The sequence below is a fragment of the Shewanella halotolerans genome, assembly GCF_019457535.1.
Classification (GTDB): domain Bacteria; phylum Pseudomonadota; class Gammaproteobacteria; order Enterobacterales; family Shewanellaceae; genus Shewanella; species Shewanella halotolerans.
In genome coordinates this window covers 3,026,422-3,043,254 of record NZ_CP080417.1, presented here as the reverse complement: position 1 = coordinate 3,043,254, position 16,833 = coordinate 3,026,422, and the positions used below count along the sequence as shown (strand labels likewise).

The following is a 16,833-nucleotide window of genomic DNA, read 5'->3' as shown; positions in this document are numbered from 1 at the left end:
GCGTAACGGCCATGGCAAAGCATGATCCCTTAGAGACAGTACTCAAGTTAGCCCTCGACGCCGAGGAGGCCGCGGCGACTCAGCTAAGAGGCGTGCAGCTGACGCTCAACAAGTGCCGCCAGCAGCTCGATGCCCTGCAGCAGTATCGTCTCGATTACATGAAACAGATGGAGGCGCAACAGGGGCAAGTGATTGCCGCCAGCAGCTACCATCAGTTTCATCAGTTTATCCGTCAGATCGACGAAGCGATCGAGAAGCAGGTCTTTGCCGTGTCGGAGACGGATAAGCAGCGTCAGAAGGCTCAGCAGTATTGGCAGGGTAAGCAACAAAAGCGTAAGGCGGTCGAGCTGTTACTCGCACACAAGGCCGAAGCAAAACAAAAGTTTGAGGCCAAACAGGAACAGAAGATGATCGACGAGTTTGCCTCTCAGCAGTTTTTCCGTCAGTCCACCCGTTAATCCCCTAATAGGTACATGAGTAGAGGCTGGCATCTCTTTAATTTCCTCAAAACCATTCTTCCGTCTCGCCACTTTTTTCAAGTCAAATTGTAATACCAATTACGGTAAGTAAGTGATCAGAAGTAGCGTAGGAAAAACGTTCGAAATAATGCATGATTTTTCGATAACTAGTTATTCTACAATCAAAAATAATAACGTCGTTATCGGGCATTTTAACAAGCTAGCATGATCAGTTATTTACTAGGATTGGTATGATTAACTTGGCATTTTTATTGCTTGATATTGATTAGTAAGGGCCAATGAGTCCAAAGCTTAGCGAATAATTGACGCTCGGGTGGCACGTGACTTTGTCGTGCCCAAGATGAGTGTTGGAGGAAGCATGCCACAGATGACCCAAATACTCCTATCCAATGTCGAGCCCGGCAAAGAGAAAGGCGGGGTGTTGCCCAGTGCATCAGATGCGAAGTCGACCGCAGAGTCAAAGTCAGAAAACAAAGTGTTTTCAGAGGCTTTGGCTAAGGCGAGCGGTCAGGGTGAGGTGAACTCAGAGGCGAAACCGCGCTCGCAGTCCCAGGTCGAAAACACGGCTCAAGGCGATAACACTGCTAAGACCGATGCTAAGCAGGAGAAGGCGCCCGCGCAGGATAAAGAGAGTGACGATGTCTCCAACGTGCTGGCGCAGATCCATCTGGCGAACAAGCTGGGGGATGAGGCGGAAATTGCCGCCGACGGCGTCATTTTGCCGCCGGGTGACGCTGATGGTGAATCATCTGCCGACAGCGAGTTGTTTCTTACCTTTGTAAAAGGGGCTAAAGATAAGGTCGATAGTGAAAAAGCGGCCCTAGAGGACATAGGAGAGCTGCTTAAACCCGGGGCCGGAGATGATCATATCTTACCCGTCATCAATCCAAATGGCTTAGGGAGCGAGGCGATATTGGCTCAGCTTCCCGAAGATGCTTTAAGTGAGGTGATGGCGCAAACCGGTTTGTCCAAGGATGAGCTGACGGCCTTACCGCCGCAGATGCTAGAAGGGCTTATACATGGCATAGCGGGTAAGAATAAGTCTGGAAATGGTGAGCCTGGTCAAGCCAAGGCGCTAGAGAGTGATGCTGCCAAGCTGGCGGCACTTATTAATGACGCCAAGCAATATCTCTCGGCCATGGCGAGTCAGTCGCAGATTAACCTTGCTGCAACTCAAACTGAGCCTTCACAAGGCGCAGGCGGGACCAGTCAGGCGGGACTAAATCAGCTTGGGCTAAATCAGATTGAGATTAGTCAAGCAGGCCTAACCTCGGCCAATAACGCGAGCGGCGAGAATGGTGCCGTTAATGAGAAGGGCGCGAAAGTCATATTGGGTGAAGCCAAGGTTGGTGAAGCAAAGTTTAGTGAGCCTAAGCTAGCAGACGGCAAGCTTGCCGCCGAGCAGGCACAAAATGGCGAGTTGAAGATGACCTCGGCCGCGGAGGGCCGCGACGGCAAAGCTGCGCAGGAGCTGCTGAAGGGGGCTAGCCTAGCGGTGACCATGTCGCCAAAGGCTGGCGAAATGCCAGATGCTGCGGCAGATAGCAAGCTTAACGGCTTATCGCTGCAGGGCTTGCAAGGTGCAAGAAATGAGGCCCTGCCGCAATATCAAGTCTCTATCAAGCCACAGGGCGAACCTGTGACGCAGATGCAGGAGATGATCCATAAGTTCTCGCCCGTGATGCGTCAGCAGCTGGTGGCCATGGTGAGCCAAGGCGTACAGCAGGCGGAGATTCGATTGGATCCACCCGAGCTTGGCCACATGATGGTTCGGGTTCAGGTGCAGGGTGACCAGACCCAGGTGCAATTTCATGTGACCCAGACTCAGACGCGGGATCTGGTCGAGCAAGCCATTCCACGTCTGCGGGAGCTACTGGCCGAGCAGGGGATGCAGCTGACCGACAGCAACGTCTCCCAAGGCGGTAAAGAGCAGGGCGGTAACGGCGAGCAAGGCGAGGGAGTGGGCCATGGTCTGTCTGAGATGGATGAAATTTCGGCAGAAGAGAGCCTGTTAGTGTCGAATAACGCAACAAGTTATCGTTCGGGTATAGATTATTACGCGTAAGCAGGTAACCTATAGGTTGGTATGATTGCCCAATCGTTTGATATGCGCTAAAAATCATGACGATGCTGAGTGTGAGCCGAGTGTGATAGGGATAAGAGATGGCGGAAGAAGAATCGTTAGAACTTGAAGAGAATGTAGAGCCTAAGAGCAAGAAGAAGCTCATTATCTTTGCGGCCATTGGTGCACTCTTGGTGGTCTTGCTGGGCGTGGGTGCCTGGTTGTTGCTGTCGGGCGATGAGCCGAGTGATGAGACCATGGCCGAAGGGGAGCAAACCGAGCAGAGCGAGCCGGCAAACAGCCGTGAAGCCTTCTATGTGGGGATGCCGAGACCCTTCCTGTTTAACCTGCCTGGGCAGAATCGCTCCCGTCTGGTGGAGATCAAGGTGCAGCTCATGGTGCGTGGCTCTGACGATGACGTCTTGATCAAGAAGCATATTCCGCTTATCGAGGATGCGCTGCTGACCACCTTTAGTAGCGCCGATGTGCAGAAGCTCAGCTCCCTTGCCGGTAAGGATGAGCTGCGCCAGTTGGCCCTGCTGAATGTGCAAAATACCCTGCAACCTGTGACCGGACGTAAAGTGGTTGAAAAGGTGCTGTTTACCGGCTTCGTGATGCAGTAATGCCGGTGACTTATAAGCTAACAAGTATGATAGGACGATATTGTGAGTGATCTATTAAGCCAAGACGAAATTGATGCGCTACTTCATGGTGTCGACGACGTCGAAGAGGAAGAGGTGAGTGACGCGCTCGATGCGCGCGCCTATGACTTTTCATCACAAGATCGTATAGTCCGTGGTCGTATGCCGACCCTGGAGATCGTCAACGAGCGTTTTGCCCGCCATCTGAGGATCAGCATGTTTAACATGATGCGCCGCGCGGCCGAGGTGTCGATCAACGGCGTGCAGATGCTCAAATTTGGCGAATATGTCCACACCCTGTTTGTACCGACCAGCCTGAATATGGTGCGTTTCAGTCCCTTGAAGGGGACTGCGCTGATCACCATGGAGGCCCGCCTGGTGTTTATCCTGGTGGATAACTTCTTCGGCGGCGACGGTCGTTTTCACGCCAAGATCGAAGGGCGGGAATTTACTCCCACCGAGCGGCGTATCGTGCAGCTGCTTTTGAAGATCATCTTCGAAGATTATAAGGAAGCCTGGGCGCCTGTGATGGATGTCGAGTTCGATTATCTCGACTCCGAGGTGAACCCGGCGATGGCCAATATCGTCAGCCCGACCGAGGTGGTGGTGGTGAGCTCTTTCCACATCGAGGTGGACGGTGGCGGCGGTGATTTCCATATCACCATGCCATATTCGATGATCGAGCCGATTCGTGAACTGCTTGATGCCGGGGTACAGAGCGATACCCAAGATACCGACATGCGTTGGTCTCAGGCCCTGAAGGATGAGATCATGGACGTCGAGGTGGGCCTGGATGCCACCATAGTCGAGAAGGAGATCTCGCTGAAGGATGTGATGGGCTTTAAGGCCGGCGACATTATTCCGGTGGAGATGCCCGAATATATCGTGCTGCGGGTCGAGGACCTGCCCACATATCGCTGTAAGCTGGGGCGTTCGCGTGAGAATTTGGCCCTGAATATCCGGGAGAAGATCCCAAGGCCCGAGACGGTAAAGACTGAGCTACAACTTGTGACTAAGAAGAGTAAGTCTCGGGATCTCAACAATATTTAATGGAATGCGTTTAAGGTAGAAATCAATGAGCACAGAAGATACAGGTGACGATTGGGCCGCAGCCATGGCCGAACAGGCGCTGGAGGAGGCTCAGGCGGTCGAACTCGACGAGCTGGCCGATAGCTCAAAGCCGCTGACCGAAGAGGAAGCGGCCAAACTCGATACCATCATGGATATTCCTGTGACCATCTCCATGGAGGTGGGCCGCAGCTTCATCAATATTCGTAACCTGCTGCAGCTCAACCAGGGATCTGTGGTGGAGCTTGACCGGGTGGCCGGTGAGCCGCTGGATGTGATGGTAAACGGTACCCTGATCGCCCACGGTGAAGTGGTGGTGGTCAACGACAAGTTTGGTATTCGTCTCACCGACGTTATCAGCCAAACCGAGCGTATTAAGAAACTCAAATAAGGAAGGCCTATGGGGATCTCATCCTTGATGGCCGTTGCGGCCGCCGCGACGACTACTCAGGTAACCGGTGAGCGAGAGTCGGCATTGGCCACCATGACCAATATGCTGGGTGGCTTACTGGTGGTGATCGCCTTGATCTTCCTGCTCGCCTACCTGGTCAAGCGCCTCAAGCTTGTGCCCAGTTCCCATGGCGTGCTTAAGACTCTGGCGGTCACGCCGCTGGGGCAGAGAGAGAAGATGGTGTTGGTCGAGGTCGATGGCCAACAATACCTGCTGGGGGTCACGCCGCAGCAGGTTTCGCTTATCGATAAACTCGATACCCCTATCACCATAGAACAGGACTCCTTTGCCAGCCGTCTGCGTCAGGCAAAGTCATCACAGTCATGAACCCAATAAAAATCATGAAACGGATCTTGACCCCACTCTTTTTACTCCTGGCCGTGATGGCGCCGCAACTGGCACTGGCCCAGGATGGGATTCTCCCCGCGGTAACTGTCACCACAGGCGCCGATGGCTCGACCCAATATTCGGTGACCATGCAGATATTGCTGCTGATGACGGCGCTGAGTTTTCTGCCCGCCATGGTCATCATGCTGACCTCGTTTACCCGCATCATAGTGGTGCTGTCGATTCTGCGCCAGGCGATCGGCCTGCAGCAGACGCCGTCGAATCAGGTGCTGATCGGCATGAGTCTGTTTATGACCTTCTTCATCATGGCGCCCGTGTTCGACAAGATCTACGACCAGGCGGTGAAGCCCTATATCGACGAGACCATGACCATAGAGCAGGCCTATGACAAGGGCAAGGAGCCGCTGCGGGCCTTTATGTTGGCCCAGACCCGGCTCACGGATTTGGAGACCTTTGTCGAGATCTCTGGCTATCAGAATATTCAATCTCCGGAAGATGCGCCCATGAGCGTGCTGATCCCGGCCTTTATCACCAGTGAACTCAAGACTGCCTTCCAGATAGGCTTCATGTTGTTTGTGCCCTTCCTGGTGCTTGATCTCGTGGTGGCCAGTATCCTGATGGCCATGGGTATGATGATGCTGTCGCCGATGATCGTCTCCTTGCCCTTTAAGATCATGTTGTTTGTGTTGGTGGATGGCTGGAGCCTGGTGATGGGCACCCTGGCCAATAGTTTTGGGATCTAGGAGCCGTTATGACACCCGAAGCCCTCATCGACATCTTTCGTGAAGCCCTATCGGTTATCGTGACCATAGTGTCGATGATCATCGTGCCCGGGCTGGTGGTCGGTCTGGTGGTGGCTGTGTTTCAGGCGGCGACCTCGATTAACGAGCAGACCCTGAGCTTCCTGCCGCGTCTGTTAACCACACTCTTCGCCCTGATGATCTTAGGCCATCTGCTGGTTCAGACCATGATGGAGTTTTTCTTGCAGATGGTGAATCTTATCCCCCAGGTGGTGGGCTAGCCATGAAGCGCCGCGCCCGTCCGGCTATCGAGCGTCGCTGAGATGGAGATCTTGCTATCGACTATCATGCAGACGCTGTCGGCCTATATGTGGCCGCTGTTTCGAGTGTCGAGCATGTTGATGGTGATGGCGGTATTTGGCGCCAATACCACACCGACTCGGGTGCGCCTGCTGCTCTCGGTGGCGATCACCTTCGCCATCGCTCCCATGTTGCCGGTCAATACCGAGGTCGAGCTATTTTCATTAGGCGCCGTGTTCGTGACCGTGCAGCAGATCTTGATTGGCGTCGCCATGGGGTTTGTCACCTTGCTTATCATGCAGACCTTCGTGTTGACCGGGCAGATCATTGGCATGCAGACCAGCCTAGGTTTCGCCTCCATGGTGGACCCCGGATCAGGCCAGCAGACCCCGGTTATCGGTAACTTCTTCTTACTACTGACGACCATGATCTTCCTGGCGGTGGATGGTCATCTGGTGATGATCCGCATGTTGGTGGCCAGCTTCGATACCATTCCCGTGTCTATGCAAGGAATAAGCATCGCCAGCTATCGGCGTCTGGCGGACTGGGGCGCCTATATGTTCGGCGCGGCGCTGACCATGTCTATTTCGGCGATTGTGGCGCTCTTGCTGATCAACCTCTCTTTTGGGGTGATGACCCGCGCCTCGCCGCAACTTAACATCTTCGCCATCGGTTTCCCCGTGACCATGGTGAGTGGTTTGATTATTCTCTGGTTGACCTTGACGCCTATCATGGCGCATTTCGACGAGGTCTGGCGTTCGGCCCAGTTGTTGCTGTGCGATCTGGTGCAGCTGCAATGTAGCACTGCAGGGAGCTTCTGATGGCCGATAACGATACCAGTCAGGAGAAGACCGAAGAGGCGACCCCCAGGCGACGCGAACAGGCGCGAGAGAAAGGGCAGGTAGCCCGATCTAAGGAGCTGGGCACCTCTGCTGTGTTGATGTCGGCGGCGGTTGGATTTGCCGTCATAGGGCCGAGCTTGGGCCAGTCATTGATGAGCGTGATGACGAACCTGTTTACCATGAGCAGGCAGGAGATCTACGACACCAATAGTCTGTTCAATATCTGGATGATGGTTTTTAAGGAGCTGGCGATACCTATGGCCAGCTTCGTGCTGTTTCTCGCCTTTATCGCCTTCCTGGGGAATGTCGTGCTCGGAGGCATCACCTTCTCGGCCAAGGCTTTCATGCCTAAGGGCAATAAGATGAACCCCATCAGCGGCTTTAAGCGTATGTTCGGGGTGCAGGCCTTGGTGGAGCTGACCAAGGGGATCGCTAAATTCTCCGTGGTGGCCCTGATGGCCTATCTGCTGCTGAGCTACTATTTCACCGATATTCTTACCCTGTCCCAGGGGCATCTGCCGGGCAATGTCTATAATGCCCTGGATCTGCTGGTGTGGATGTTTATTGTGCTTTGCTCCTCTACCGTGATTATCGTGGTGATCGACGTGCCGTTTCAGATCTGGAACCACAATAAACAGCTGAGAATGACCAAGCAGGAGATCAAGGACGAGTACAAGGACACCGAGGGTCAGCCTGAGGTGAAAGGCCGGGTGCGTCAGATGCAGCGTGAGATGGCCCAGCGGCGCATGATGGCCGAGGTGCCCAATGCCGATGTCATCGTCGTTAATCCAGAGCACTACGCCGTGGCGGTGAAGTATGATGTGACCAAGGCCGCGGCGCCCTATGTTCTTGCCAAAGGGGTGGATGATGTCGCCTTTAAGATCCGTGAGATCGCCCGCGAGCATGATGTCGCTATCGTCTCGGCGCCGCCATTGGCCAGGGCTATCTATCACACCACCAAAATAGATCAGGAGATCCCCGAGGGGCTGTTTACTGCCGTGGCCCAGGTATTGGCCTATGTGTTCCAACTGCGTCAGTATCAGCAAAAAGGTGGTAAGCGGCCGACACCTATCCCTATTAATCAGCCGATCCCAGATGAGCTAAAATACTAACGTTTTAAGCTGGTTAACTCTTATTTTGCGTCTGTACTGTTTGATATTTGTTCGTTTGTTATCCGCTTGAGTCGCTGCGAACTAAGCCGGCCTTAAGTTGGCGTACTTTTTGCTGAATCCTTGCTAGATGTCAAAGTTCAGGCGCTAGATTGATGGATTTGAAAGCAACGCTCGGTCAGATAAAACAGGTAAAACCCGCCAATTTTAAAGGGATAGGTACGCCCATATTGGTGCTTGCGGCGCTGGCGATGATCGTCTTGCCCATGCCGGCCTTCCTGCTGGATATCCTGTTCTCCTTTAATATCGCCTTGGCCCTGGTGGTCTTGCTAGTGGCCATCTATACCGACCGCCCCCTAGATTTTGCTGCCTTTCCCACTGTGCTGCTGGTTGCTACCTTGCTGCGTTTGGCGCTTAACGTCGCCTCGACCCGTATCGTCTTGCTTGAGGGGCACAACGGTGGCGACGCCGCGGGTAAGGTGATTGAGGCTTTCGGCTCTGTGGTGATTGGCGGTAATTATGCTGTGGGTCTGGTGGTGTTTCTTATCCTGATCATCATCAACTTCGCCGTGGTAACCAAGGGTGCCGGACGTATCTCTGAGGTGAGTGCTCGCTTTACCCTGGATGCCATGCCAGGTAAGCAGATGGCAATTGACGCCGACCTTAACGCCGGGATCCTCAATCAGGATCAGGCCCGCATTCGCCGCGCCGAAGTGACCAAGGAAGCCGACTTCTATGGTGCAATGGATGGTGCCTCTAAGTTTGTAAAAGGGGATGCCATCGCCGGTATCATGATTCTGGTGATCAACATACTGGGCGGTTTCGTCATAGGTATGGCGCAGCACGGGCTGGACTTCTCCTCTGCGGTCGAGATCTACACCCTGTTGACTATCGGTGACGGCCTGGTGGCGCAGATCCCTGGCCTCTTGCTCTCTATTGCGGCGGCCTTGATGGTGACCCGTCAGAATGAATCTGGCGACATGGGACAGATGGTGATGAGCCAGATGTTCGACAACCCTAAGTCGCTGGCCATCGCCGCCGGCGTCCTGCTGACCATGGGCATAGTGCCTGGCATGCCGCATTTCGCTTTTCTCAGCTTTGGCTTGATCACTGCGGCTGGCGCCTATTTTCTGCATCGTAAGAAAGATCTCGACAGACAACGTGCCCTGGAGATTGCTAAGACCTCACCTGCGACTCCCGGCGATGCCAAGCCTAAAGAGCTTAGCTGGGACGATGTGCAGCAGGTGGACACCATTGGCCTGGAGGTGGGCTACCGTCTGATCCCGCTGGTGGATAAGGGACAGGGTGGTGAGCTGTTGGGCCGCATCAAGGGCGTGCGTAAGAAGCTCTCCCAAGAGCTGGGCTTCCTGGTTCCCGCCGTGCATATTCGCGATAACCTGGATCTCGCGCCAAACACCTATCGGATCTCCCTAATGGGGGTGGCCTCAGGAGAGGCAGATATTCGTCACGATTGTGAACTGGCCATCAACCCAGGTCAGGTCTATGGCAAGCTTGACGGTGTCGAGACCACAGATCCCGCCTTTGGTTTAGAAGCTGTGTGGATCGCCCCTGAGCTCAGAGAACATGCTCAGACGCTAGGTTATACAGTGGTGGATGCCGCCACCGTAGTGGCGACTCACCTGAGTCAGCTGTTAACCAATAACGCCTCCAAGTTGCTGGGCTACGAAGAGGTGCAGCAGCTGATGGATATGCTGGCCAAGCATTCGCCTAAGCTGGTCAGTGGCTTCATTCCTGATGTCTTGCCGTTAGGCACTGTGGTCAAGGTAATGCAGAACCTGCTTAACGAAGGCGTGTCGATCCGCGACCTGAAGACCATAGTTCAGACCCTACTCGAGTACGGGCCTAAGAGTAACGATACCGAGGTACTTACCGCCGCCGTACGTATTGCACTTAAACGCATGATTGTTCAAGAAATAAGCGGTCCAGAACCGGAAATTCCTGTCATAACTTTGGCGCCTGAATTGGAACAGATGTTGCATCAGTCTATGCAGGCAACGGGAGGCGAGGGGCCGAATATCGAACCTAGCCTTGCCGAGAGGATGCAAAAGTCGTTACTCGACGCATCCCAGCGTCAGGAAATGGTGGGCCAACCAGCCATCCTACTGACATCGGGTATGTTACGTTCGACGCTGTCGCGTTTTGTTAAACATACGATTCCAAATCTGCGGGTGATCTCTTACCAAGAGGTGCCTGATGAGAAACAAATTCGCATCGTATCAGCGGTCGGCCAGTAGAGGGTATTTAAGTGAAAATAAAACGTTTTTTGGCAAAAGATATGCGCTCTGCATTGGCCCAGGTGAAAGAGACATTAGGTTCGGATGCGGTGATCATGTCGAACAAGAAAGTTACCGGCGGTATCGAGATCGTCGCCGCGGTAGACTACGATGAGCCTAAGCCGAGCGTGGCGAAAAATGATGCCGCGCCTTTGTCACCCAGCTTTCTCGATCTGGCCGAGGAGAAGGTCTCTATCGGTCGCCAGCCCATCAAGACAGAGTCAAAAAAACAGCCATCACCCGTGGCCGATTCGCTGCAGGCTCTGCTCGAGCGTCAACAAAATCGCGTCAGTCAGCAGCTAAGCCAATCGAATGAAGCACTCGAGATGCCTGCCTGGGCCCAGGGATTGAAGGCGCCAAGCGATGAGATGGCAGCGCCTAATATGCATGGCAGCATGCAGGCTAACTCCCATGCCAATACACATGAGAGCCAGAATTTTAACCGTGCAAAGCGCGATAAGAGCGCGCCGACCGGCAGCGAACTCGAGTCTATGCGCGAGGAGCTGGCATCACTTCGCAACCTACTGACACATCAAGTGACCTCACTGCTGACCGAGCAGAAGAGTCGTCTGGACCCAGTCGGCGCCATGCTAGAGAGTCGCTTGCTGGACGCCGAGTTTAGTCCTGAGGTTGCCGCCAAGTTATCGGCTCTTAGTGAGCATTATGTGCCGGCGGATCTGGTGAAGGCCTTACCACGCAGCTTGGCAAATATGCTCGACAACCAAGGGGACGACATCGTTCGTCAGGGCGGTGTGGTCGCCTTTGTCGGCCCAACCGGTGTGGGTAAGACGACGAGTGTCGCAAAATTAGCCGCTCGATTCGCCGCACAGCATGGTTCAGATCAAGTTGCACTCATTACAACCGATCATTATCGCATTGGAGCCTATGAGCAGCTGGCAACCTATGGCAAAATAATGGGGTGCCCGGTCAAGCAAGCTCATGATCTCAATGAGTTGGAACAAATTCTTTATCAGTTCCGCAATCGCAAGCTAGTATTGATAGATACGGCGGGCATGGGACAGAGAGATGTGAGATTGTTCCAGCAACTTGATAATTTAACTGCAAATAGCAGATTACCTATTCGCAGTTATCTGGTACTGTCATCTACAAGTCAAAGAAGAGTGCTTGAAGATGCCGTCGCACAGTTTACCCGGATTCCATTATCCGGCGCAATTTTGACCAAATTAGATGAGTCAGTGGCCTTGGCACCGGCGTTGAGTGTGTTGATTCAAAGTGGATTACCTTTGAGTTATGTCACCGATGGACAGAGAGTGCCAGAAGATATGCAAGTGGCCGACACCTTAGCCTTAGCCAACAAGGCCCTGTCGGTACTCGAAAAGAAAGTGCAACCAATACAGAATAACGAAAGGTCATATGAACAGGCCTACGCATTTGAGTAATATAATGAGTCGGGATCAAGCAAGCGGTTTACGTATGATGAATCAACCATATAACGAAAAAGTAAAAGTAATTGCCGTAACCGGTGGTAAGGGTGGCGTAGGTAAAACCAGCGTGTCGATCAATACCGCCGTCTCCCTAGCCGAGAAGGGCAAGCGTGTGCTTGTGCTCGATGCCGACTTGGGCCTGGCCAACGTCGATGTCATGTTGGGCCTCAGAGCCGAGCGCAATCTCTCCCACGTTTTATCGGGTGACGCCGACCTTGACGATATTATCGTACGCGGTCCTAAGGGAATTGGTATTATTCCTGCCACCTCAGGCACCCAGGCCATGGTCGAGCTGACACCGGCCCAGCATGCGGGCCTGATCCGTGCCTTCAGCGAGATGAAGACCCAGTTTGATATTCTGGTGGTCGATACCGCGGCAGGCATCTCAGACATGGTGCTCAGCTTCTCTCGCGCTTCTCAAGATGTGTTGGTTGTTGTGTGTGATGAGCCGACCTCTATTACCGATGCCTATGCTTTGATTAAGATTCTAAGTCGTGAGCATGGCGTATTCAGATTTAAGATTGTGGCAAATATGGTCAGAAGTTTACGAGAAGGGATGGAGTTGTTTGCTAAACTTAGCAAGGTAACCGACCGTTTTCTCGACGTGGCCCTGGAGCTGGTTGCGACTATCCCCTTCGATGAAAACCTTCGCAAATCAGTTCGTAAACAAAAGTTGATCGTCGAGGCATTTCCTAAGTCGCCGGCGTCAATTGCTTACCATGGCCTGGCGAATAAGATTATTAGCTGGCCAGTGCCACAACAACCGGGCGGACACCTGGAGTTCTTTGTAGAGCGATTGGTTCAACGTCCCGAATATCAAGAGGATCGTACGAGTGAGTAAAGCCGCTGCGTATACTTGTTTAGATAACAAAGCTTCTATTGTCGAACAGTATGCACCGTTGGTAAAAAGGATTGCTCACCATTTACTCGCTCGTCTACCCGCCTCGGTGCAATTGGATGATCTGTTACAAGCAGGTATGATGGGCCTGCTTGAAGCCTCGGCCAAGTTCGATGGCAGCAAGGGCGCCAAGTTTGAAACCTTCGCCGGTATCCGAATTCGCGGCTCTATGCTCGACGAAATTAGGCGAGGAGACTGGGTGCCCAGGTCGGTTCACCGTAATCAGCGACGCATAGCCCAGGTGATTGACGAGCTAGAACAAGAACTTGGACGTGACGCAAAAGACAATGAAATTGCGGATCGACTTGATATGACGCTCGATGAGTACCATCATATTCTTAATGATGTTTCTGTCGGGAAAGTAGTTGGAATTGAAGATCTTGGTGTATCGGTCGATGTAGTAAGACAGGAAGACGATCATCAGGACGACGCATTTGAGTCACTGGCAGAGACACAGTTCCACGAGGCCCTCGTCGAGGCGATTAAATTACTGCCAGAAAGAGATGGATTAGTTTTGTCGTTATATTATGACGAAGCATTAAATTTAAAAGAGATCGGTGCCGTACTTGATGTCAGCGAATCCCGGGTAAGCCAGATACACAGCCAGGCGATGCTCAGACTCAAAGCTAAACTCAAGCATTGGACCAAAATATAACGATTACATGAGCAATATAAAAACAGCTCCGCGGAGGAAACCTTGGACAAGAATATGAAGATTCTCGTTGTTGACGACTTCTCAACAATGAGACGCATCATCAAGAACTTGTTGAGAGACTTGGGTTTTAATAACACTCAGGAAGCAGATGACGGTTCGACAGCCTTGCCTATGTTGCAAAAAGGCGATTTTGACTTTGTCGTGACCGATTGGAATATGCCTGGCATGCAGGGGATCGACCTGTTAAAGGCTATTCGTGCTGATGACAACCTGAAGCACATTCCTGTGTTGATGGTGACTGCGGAAGCGAAAAGGGAACAGATCATTGCAGCGGCGCAGGCCGGTGTGAATGGCTATGTGGTGAAACCTTTTACTGCGGCGACATTGAAAGAGAAGTTAGACAAAATTTTCGAACGACTCGGTTAATCAAGGTTGAGCTATGCAGGCAGAAACTTCAGGGCTGATCAATCTAGCACAGGCCAAGCAACTCGTTGATCTGCTAGAGGCAGGTCAACAAGAGATGGCCGATGAGCTAATTCGCGATATCGCCAGCCCGATTCAGAAAGAGCTGTTTGACGAGGTGGGTCGCCTAACCCGTCAGCTTCACAGTGCCATAGTGGACTTTCAGGTGGACGGTCGCCTCGTGGAGCTGGCTAATAGCGAAATTCCCGATGCCAAAGAGCGCCTCAATTACGTCATCGACATGACGGAACAGGCCGCCAACAAAACCATGGACGCCGTCGAAGAGTCTCTGCCTCTTGCAGATGCCCTTACCATGAACGTACAGGCCGTTAAGCCTTCCTGGGATCGCCTGATGCGTCGAGATATTCAGCTGCACGAATTTAAGGCGCTTTGCCATGATGTTCAGCAGTTTATCGAACGCAGCGAATCCGATTCCAATCGTTTGAAAGAGTTACTCAACAACATACTACTGGCCCAGGACTTCCAAGATCTGACCGGACAGATGATCCGCCGGGTGATCGAGCTGGTGCGAGAAGTTGAGAGTAATCTGGTCTCTATGTTGACCGTATTTGGCGAGCAGCCCGTCACGGATAAGCCCCGTGCATCTGAGAAGTGTGTCGAAGCTGAAGGTCCTATTATGAACGCTGATCAGCGTGATGATGTCGTGACAGGGCAAGATGAAGTCGATGACTTGCTGTCGAGTCTAGGTTTCTAAGTAGGAGTCATATGAATGTCCTTTGATGTTGATGAAGAGATACTGCAGGACTTTTTGATTGAAGCGGGCGAGATCCTTGAGCTTCTCTCTGAACAGCTGGTGGCGTTAGAGAATAACCCCGACGACACCGAACTACTCAATGCCATCTTCCGTGGATTCCATACCGTTAAAGGCGGCGCCGGCTTCCTGAGCCTGACCCCCATGGTGGATGTTTGTCACGAAGCGGAAAACACCTTTGACCTGTTACGTACGGGTAAGCGCAGCGTTTCTGCCGAGCTGATGGATATCATTCTCCAAGCCGTCGACACCATCAACTCTATGTTTGCCGAGACCCAGGCGGGTGTCGAGCAAAGCCCTGCCGATGAAGGCCTGTTAGCTAACCTTAAATTATTGAGCTCTGGTGGCTTATTGCCATCAGAACAGGGCGGGGCGTCAGACGAAGCCGTTGCCGAAACGCCGGTTGAACAGGCTGTTGAAACACCAGCAGACAACGGTATCGAGCTGTTTGATATGCCGCTTGATGACGGTGTCGAACTGTTCGACGAGCCGGTAAGCGATACGCCCGTGACCTCTATCGCCGGAGAAGGCGATATCGATGAGATCGATGAATCTGAATTCGAAGCCCTCCTCGATGCCCTTCACGGCAGTGGTAAGGGCCCATCAAGTACAGCGCCTGCCGGTGCGGCGCCGATTCAGGCGAGCGATAGCGACGACATCACAGACGATGAGTTCGAGTCGCTGCTCGATGAACTGCATGGCTCGGGTAAATTCCAGGCCCCTTCGGCCCCTATTGCCAAGGTGCCTGAGCCGACCTCGCCGCCGGTGGATGCCGATGAGATCACCGACGATGAATTTGAAAAGCTGCTCGATGAACTGCATGGCGCCGGTGCCGGCCCTGGCAGTGAGACAAGCACACCAGTAGCCCCTGCCGCTAAGGCGCCAGCAGTTCCTGCGCCGAATAAAGTCGCCACCCCGGCGCCAAGCAGCGTTAAGTCGCAACCCGTGGAGGCGCCAGCTCCTAAGCCTGTGGTGAAAGAGAAGGCCGCGGCCAAGGCGCCAGCGACCAATATGCCTCAGGCGGAAACCACAGTGCGCGTCGATACCGCGCGCCTGGATCAGATCATGAACATGGTCGGTGAGCTGGTATTGGTGCGTAACCGCCTGCTTAGCTTAGGGATCTCCCGTGATGATGAGGATATGTCTAAGGCGCTGGCGAACCTGGATCTGGTGACCGCCGATCTGCAGGGCGCGGTGATGAAGACGCGCATGCAGCCGATCAAGAAGGTGTTTGGCCGCTTCCCTCGTGTAGTACGTGATTTAGCGCGCAGCCTGAATAAAGAGATCGATCTTCGCATGATAGGTGAAGATACAGATCTGGATAAGAACCTGGTTGAAGCCCTTGCAGATCCTTTGGTTCACTTGGTGCGTAACTCGGTTGACCATGGTATCGAGATGCCCGACGAGCGTGAAGCTAATGGCAAGTCGCGTACCGGGACTATTACCCTTTCTGCCAGTCAGGAAGGTGACCATATCTTGCTCAAGATTGAAGATGATGGCGCGGGGATGGACCCAGATAAGCTCAAGCAGATCGCCATCAAGCGCGGCGTGCTCGATGAGGATGCCGCAGCGCGCATGTCTGATGAAGAGGCCTATAACCTTATCTTCGCCCCAGGCTTCTCTACCAAGGTGGAGATCTCCGATATCTCAGGCCGCGGCGTCGGCATGGATGTGGTGAAGACGCGTATCACTCAGTTAAACGGTACCGTGCATATCGATTCCTTGAAAGGTAAGGGGACTTGCCTGGAGATTAAGGTGCCACTCACCCTGGCGATTATGCCGACCCTGATGGTGGAAGTGGCTCAGCAGGTATTTGCCCTGCCGCTGTCGAGCGTTAGCGAGATCTTCCACCTGGATCTGACAAAGACAAATGTTGTCGATGGCCAGCTGACCGTCATAGTGAGGGAAAAGGCGGTGCCACTCTTCTATCTCGAGCATTGGCTGAGTCGTAAGGCGGTGAGCTTTAAGCATGGCGACAAGCAGCACGGCCACGTGGTGATAGTGCAGCTGGGTACCATGCAGATAGGCTTCGTGGTTGACTCCTTGATCGGTCAAGAAGAGGTAGTGATCAAGCCTCTGGGCACCTTGTTACACGGCACCCCAGGAATGGCTGGCGCGACTATTACCTCTGACGGTGGCATCGCATTGATATTAGATGTGCCCGGCTTATTGAAACATTACGCCAAGAACAAGAAATAACAGTTAGCGGCACAGTGAGCTATAGGATCAGCGTGATGCCCAGAGGCGTCACGCTTTGTTTCGGCAAG

At 53.2% G+C, this 16,833-nt stretch carries 17 protein-coding genes; all 17 read left to right on the top strand.

Features of this window, described 5'->3' with window-relative positions:
- The first annotated feature begins 11 nt into the window (after nt 1-11).
- The 17 genes from fliJ to K0H81_RS13125 all read left to right on the top strand — a co-directional run bounded on the left by fliJ (nt 12) and on the right by K0H81_RS13125 (nt 16,765).
- The gene (gene fliJ / locus K0H81_RS13205) at nt 12-458 is read left to right on the top strand and encodes a flagellar export protein FliJ (RefSeq protein ID WP_011865171.1); all 447 of its coding nucleotides are present in this window, start codon (nt 12-14) and stop codon (nt 456-458) included.
- Nucleotides 459-846: 388 nt separating this feature from the next.
- Nucleotides 847-2,544, top strand: coding sequence for a flagellar hook-length control protein FliK (locus tag K0H81_RS13200; protein ID WP_258406292.1), 1,698 nt, complete (start codon nt 847-849; stop codon nt 2,542-2,544).
- Between the two features lie 98 nt (nt 2,545-2,642).
- The gene (gene fliL / locus K0H81_RS13195) at nt 2,643-3,164 is read left to right on the top strand and encodes a flagellar basal body-associated protein FliL (protein ID WP_144204209.1); all 522 of its coding nucleotides are present in this window, start codon (nt 2,643-2,645) and stop codon (nt 3,162-3,164) included.
- Between the two features lie 42 nt (nt 3,165-3,206).
- Entirely contained in the window at nt 3,207-4,232 is a 1,026-nt protein-coding gene (gene fliM / locus K0H81_RS13190) for a flagellar motor switch protein FliM (protein WP_011865174.1), read from the top strand.
- A 25-nt stretch (nt 4,233-4,257) separates the two neighbouring features.
- Nucleotides 4,258-4,641, top strand: a complete 384-nt coding sequence (fliN, locus tag K0H81_RS13185; protein ID WP_011865175.1) for a flagellar motor switch protein FliN — start codon at nt 4,258-4,260, stop codon at nt 4,639-4,641.
- 27 nt (nt 4,642-4,668) lie between these two features.
- Nucleotides 4,669-5,028 carry a flagellar biosynthetic protein FliO gene (fliO, locus tag K0H81_RS13180; protein ID WP_398351595.1) on the top strand — a complete coding sequence of 120 codons (360 nt, stop codon included), beginning with the start codon at nt 4,669-4,671 and terminating at the stop codon, nt 5,026-5,028.
- Between the two features lie 11 nt (nt 5,029-5,039).
- Nucleotides 5,040-5,792, top strand: a complete 753-nt coding sequence (fliP, locus tag K0H81_RS13175; RefSeq protein ID WP_286670558.1) for a flagellar type III secretion system pore protein FliP — start codon at nt 5,040-5,042, stop codon at nt 5,790-5,792.
- 8 nt (nt 5,793-5,800) lie between these two features.
- A complete protein-coding gene (fliQ, locus tag K0H81_RS13170; protein ID WP_011865178.1) occupies nt 5,801-6,070 on the top strand; it encodes a flagellar biosynthesis protein FliQ in 270 nt (89 codons plus the stop codon).
- Nucleotides 6,071-6,112: 42 nt separating this feature from the next.
- Complete coding sequence (gene fliR / locus K0H81_RS13165) at nt 6,113-6,910, top strand: flagellar biosynthetic protein FliR (RefSeq protein WP_144204210.1); 798 nt, start codon at nt 6,113-6,115, stop codon at nt 6,908-6,910.
- Nucleotides 6,910-8,043 carry a flagellar biosynthesis protein FlhB gene (gene flhB, locus K0H81_RS13160; protein WP_220058616.1) on the top strand — a complete coding sequence of 378 codons (1,134 nt, stop codon included), beginning with the start codon at nt 6,910-6,912 and terminating at the stop codon, nt 8,041-8,043. Before fliR ends, flhB begins: the two co-directional genes overlap by 1 nt.
- Before the next feature lie 152 nt (nt 8,044-8,195).
- Entirely contained in the window at nt 8,196-10,295 is a 2,100-nt protein-coding gene (flhA, locus tag K0H81_RS13155) for a flagellar biosynthesis protein FlhA (RefSeq protein ID WP_220058615.1), read from the top strand.
- 11 nt (nt 10,296-10,306) lie between these two features.
- Nucleotides 10,307-11,734 carry a flagellar biosynthesis GTPase FlhF gene (gene flhF / locus K0H81_RS13150; protein ID WP_220058614.1) on the top strand — a complete coding sequence of 476 codons (1,428 nt, stop codon included), beginning with the start codon at nt 10,307-10,309 and terminating at the stop codon, nt 11,732-11,734.
- Nucleotides 11,735-11,738: 4 nt separating this feature from the next.
- Entirely contained in the window at nt 11,739-12,620 is an 882-nt protein-coding gene (locus tag K0H81_RS13145) for a MinD/ParA family protein (protein ID WP_041406542.1), read from the top strand.
- Nucleotides 12,613-13,332, top strand: coding sequence for an RNA polymerase sigma factor FliA (locus tag K0H81_RS13140; protein WP_011865184.1), 720 nt, complete (start codon nt 12,613-12,615; stop codon nt 13,330-13,332). The genes K0H81_RS13145 and K0H81_RS13140 overlap by 8 nt, the downstream gene beginning before the upstream one ends.
- A 42-nt stretch (nt 13,333-13,374) precedes the next feature.
- The gene (cheY, locus tag K0H81_RS13135) at nt 13,375-13,758 is read left to right on the top strand and encodes a chemotaxis response regulator CheY (RefSeq protein ID WP_011865185.1); all 384 of its coding nucleotides are present in this window, start codon (nt 13,375-13,377) and stop codon (nt 13,756-13,758) included.
- Between the two features lie 13 nt (nt 13,759-13,771).
- A complete protein-coding gene (locus tag K0H81_RS13130) occupies nt 13,772-14,509 on the top strand; it encodes a protein phosphatase CheZ (RefSeq protein ID WP_220058613.1) in 738 nt (245 codons plus the stop codon).
- A gap of 15 nt (nt 14,510-14,524) precedes the next feature.
- Nucleotides 14,525-16,765 carry a chemotaxis protein CheA gene (locus K0H81_RS13125; RefSeq protein ID WP_220058612.1) on the top strand — a complete coding sequence of 747 codons (2,241 nt, stop codon included), beginning with the start codon at nt 14,525-14,527 and terminating at the stop codon, nt 16,763-16,765.
- Nucleotides 16,766-16,833: the final 68 nt, after the last annotated feature.

What these genes read in the sequence shown, in the direction of transcription:
- fliJ (WP_011865171.1), top strand. Translation starts at nt 12, where the DNA reads ATGGCAAAGCATGATCCCTTAGAGACAGTACTCAAGTTAGCCCTCGAC.
- K0H81_RS13200 (WP_258406292.1), top strand. Translation starts at nt 847, where the DNA reads ATGACCCAAATACTCCTATCCAATGTCGAGCCCGGCAAAGAGAAAGGC.
- fliL (WP_144204209.1), top strand. Translation starts at nt 2,643, where the DNA reads ATGGCGGAAGAAGAATCGTTAGAACTTGAAGAGAATGTAGAGCCTAAG.
- fliN (WP_011865175.1), top strand. Translation starts at nt 4,258, where the DNA reads ATGAGCACAGAAGATACAGGTGACGATTGGGCCGCAGCCATGGCCGAA.
- fliO (WP_398351595.1), top strand. Translation starts at nt 4,669, where the DNA reads ATGGCCGTTGCGGCCGCCGCGACGACTACTCAGGTAACCGGTGAGCGA.
- fliQ (WP_011865178.1), top strand. Translation starts at nt 5,801, where the DNA reads ATGACACCCGAAGCCCTCATCGACATCTTTCGTGAAGCCCTATCGGTT.
- fliR (WP_144204210.1), top strand. Translation starts at nt 6,113, where the DNA reads ATGGAGATCTTGCTATCGACTATCATGCAGACGCTGTCGGCCTATATG.
- flhB (WP_220058616.1), top strand. Translation starts at nt 6,910, where the DNA reads ATGGCCGATAACGATACCAGTCAGGAGAAGACCGAAGAGGCGACCCCC.
- flhA (WP_220058615.1), top strand. Translation starts at nt 8,196, where the DNA reads ATGGATTTGAAAGCAACGCTCGGTCAGATAAAACAGGTAAAACCCGCC.
- K0H81_RS13145 (WP_041406542.1), top strand. Translation starts at nt 11,739, where the DNA reads ATGAGTCGGGATCAAGCAAGCGGTTTACGTATGATGAATCAACCATAT.
- K0H81_RS13130 (WP_220058613.1), top strand. Translation starts at nt 13,772, where the DNA reads ATGCAGGCAGAAACTTCAGGGCTGATCAATCTAGCACAGGCCAAGCAA.
- K0H81_RS13125 (WP_220058612.1), top strand. Translation starts at nt 14,525, where the DNA reads ATGTCCTTTGATGTTGATGAAGAGATACTGCAGGACTTTTTGATTGAA.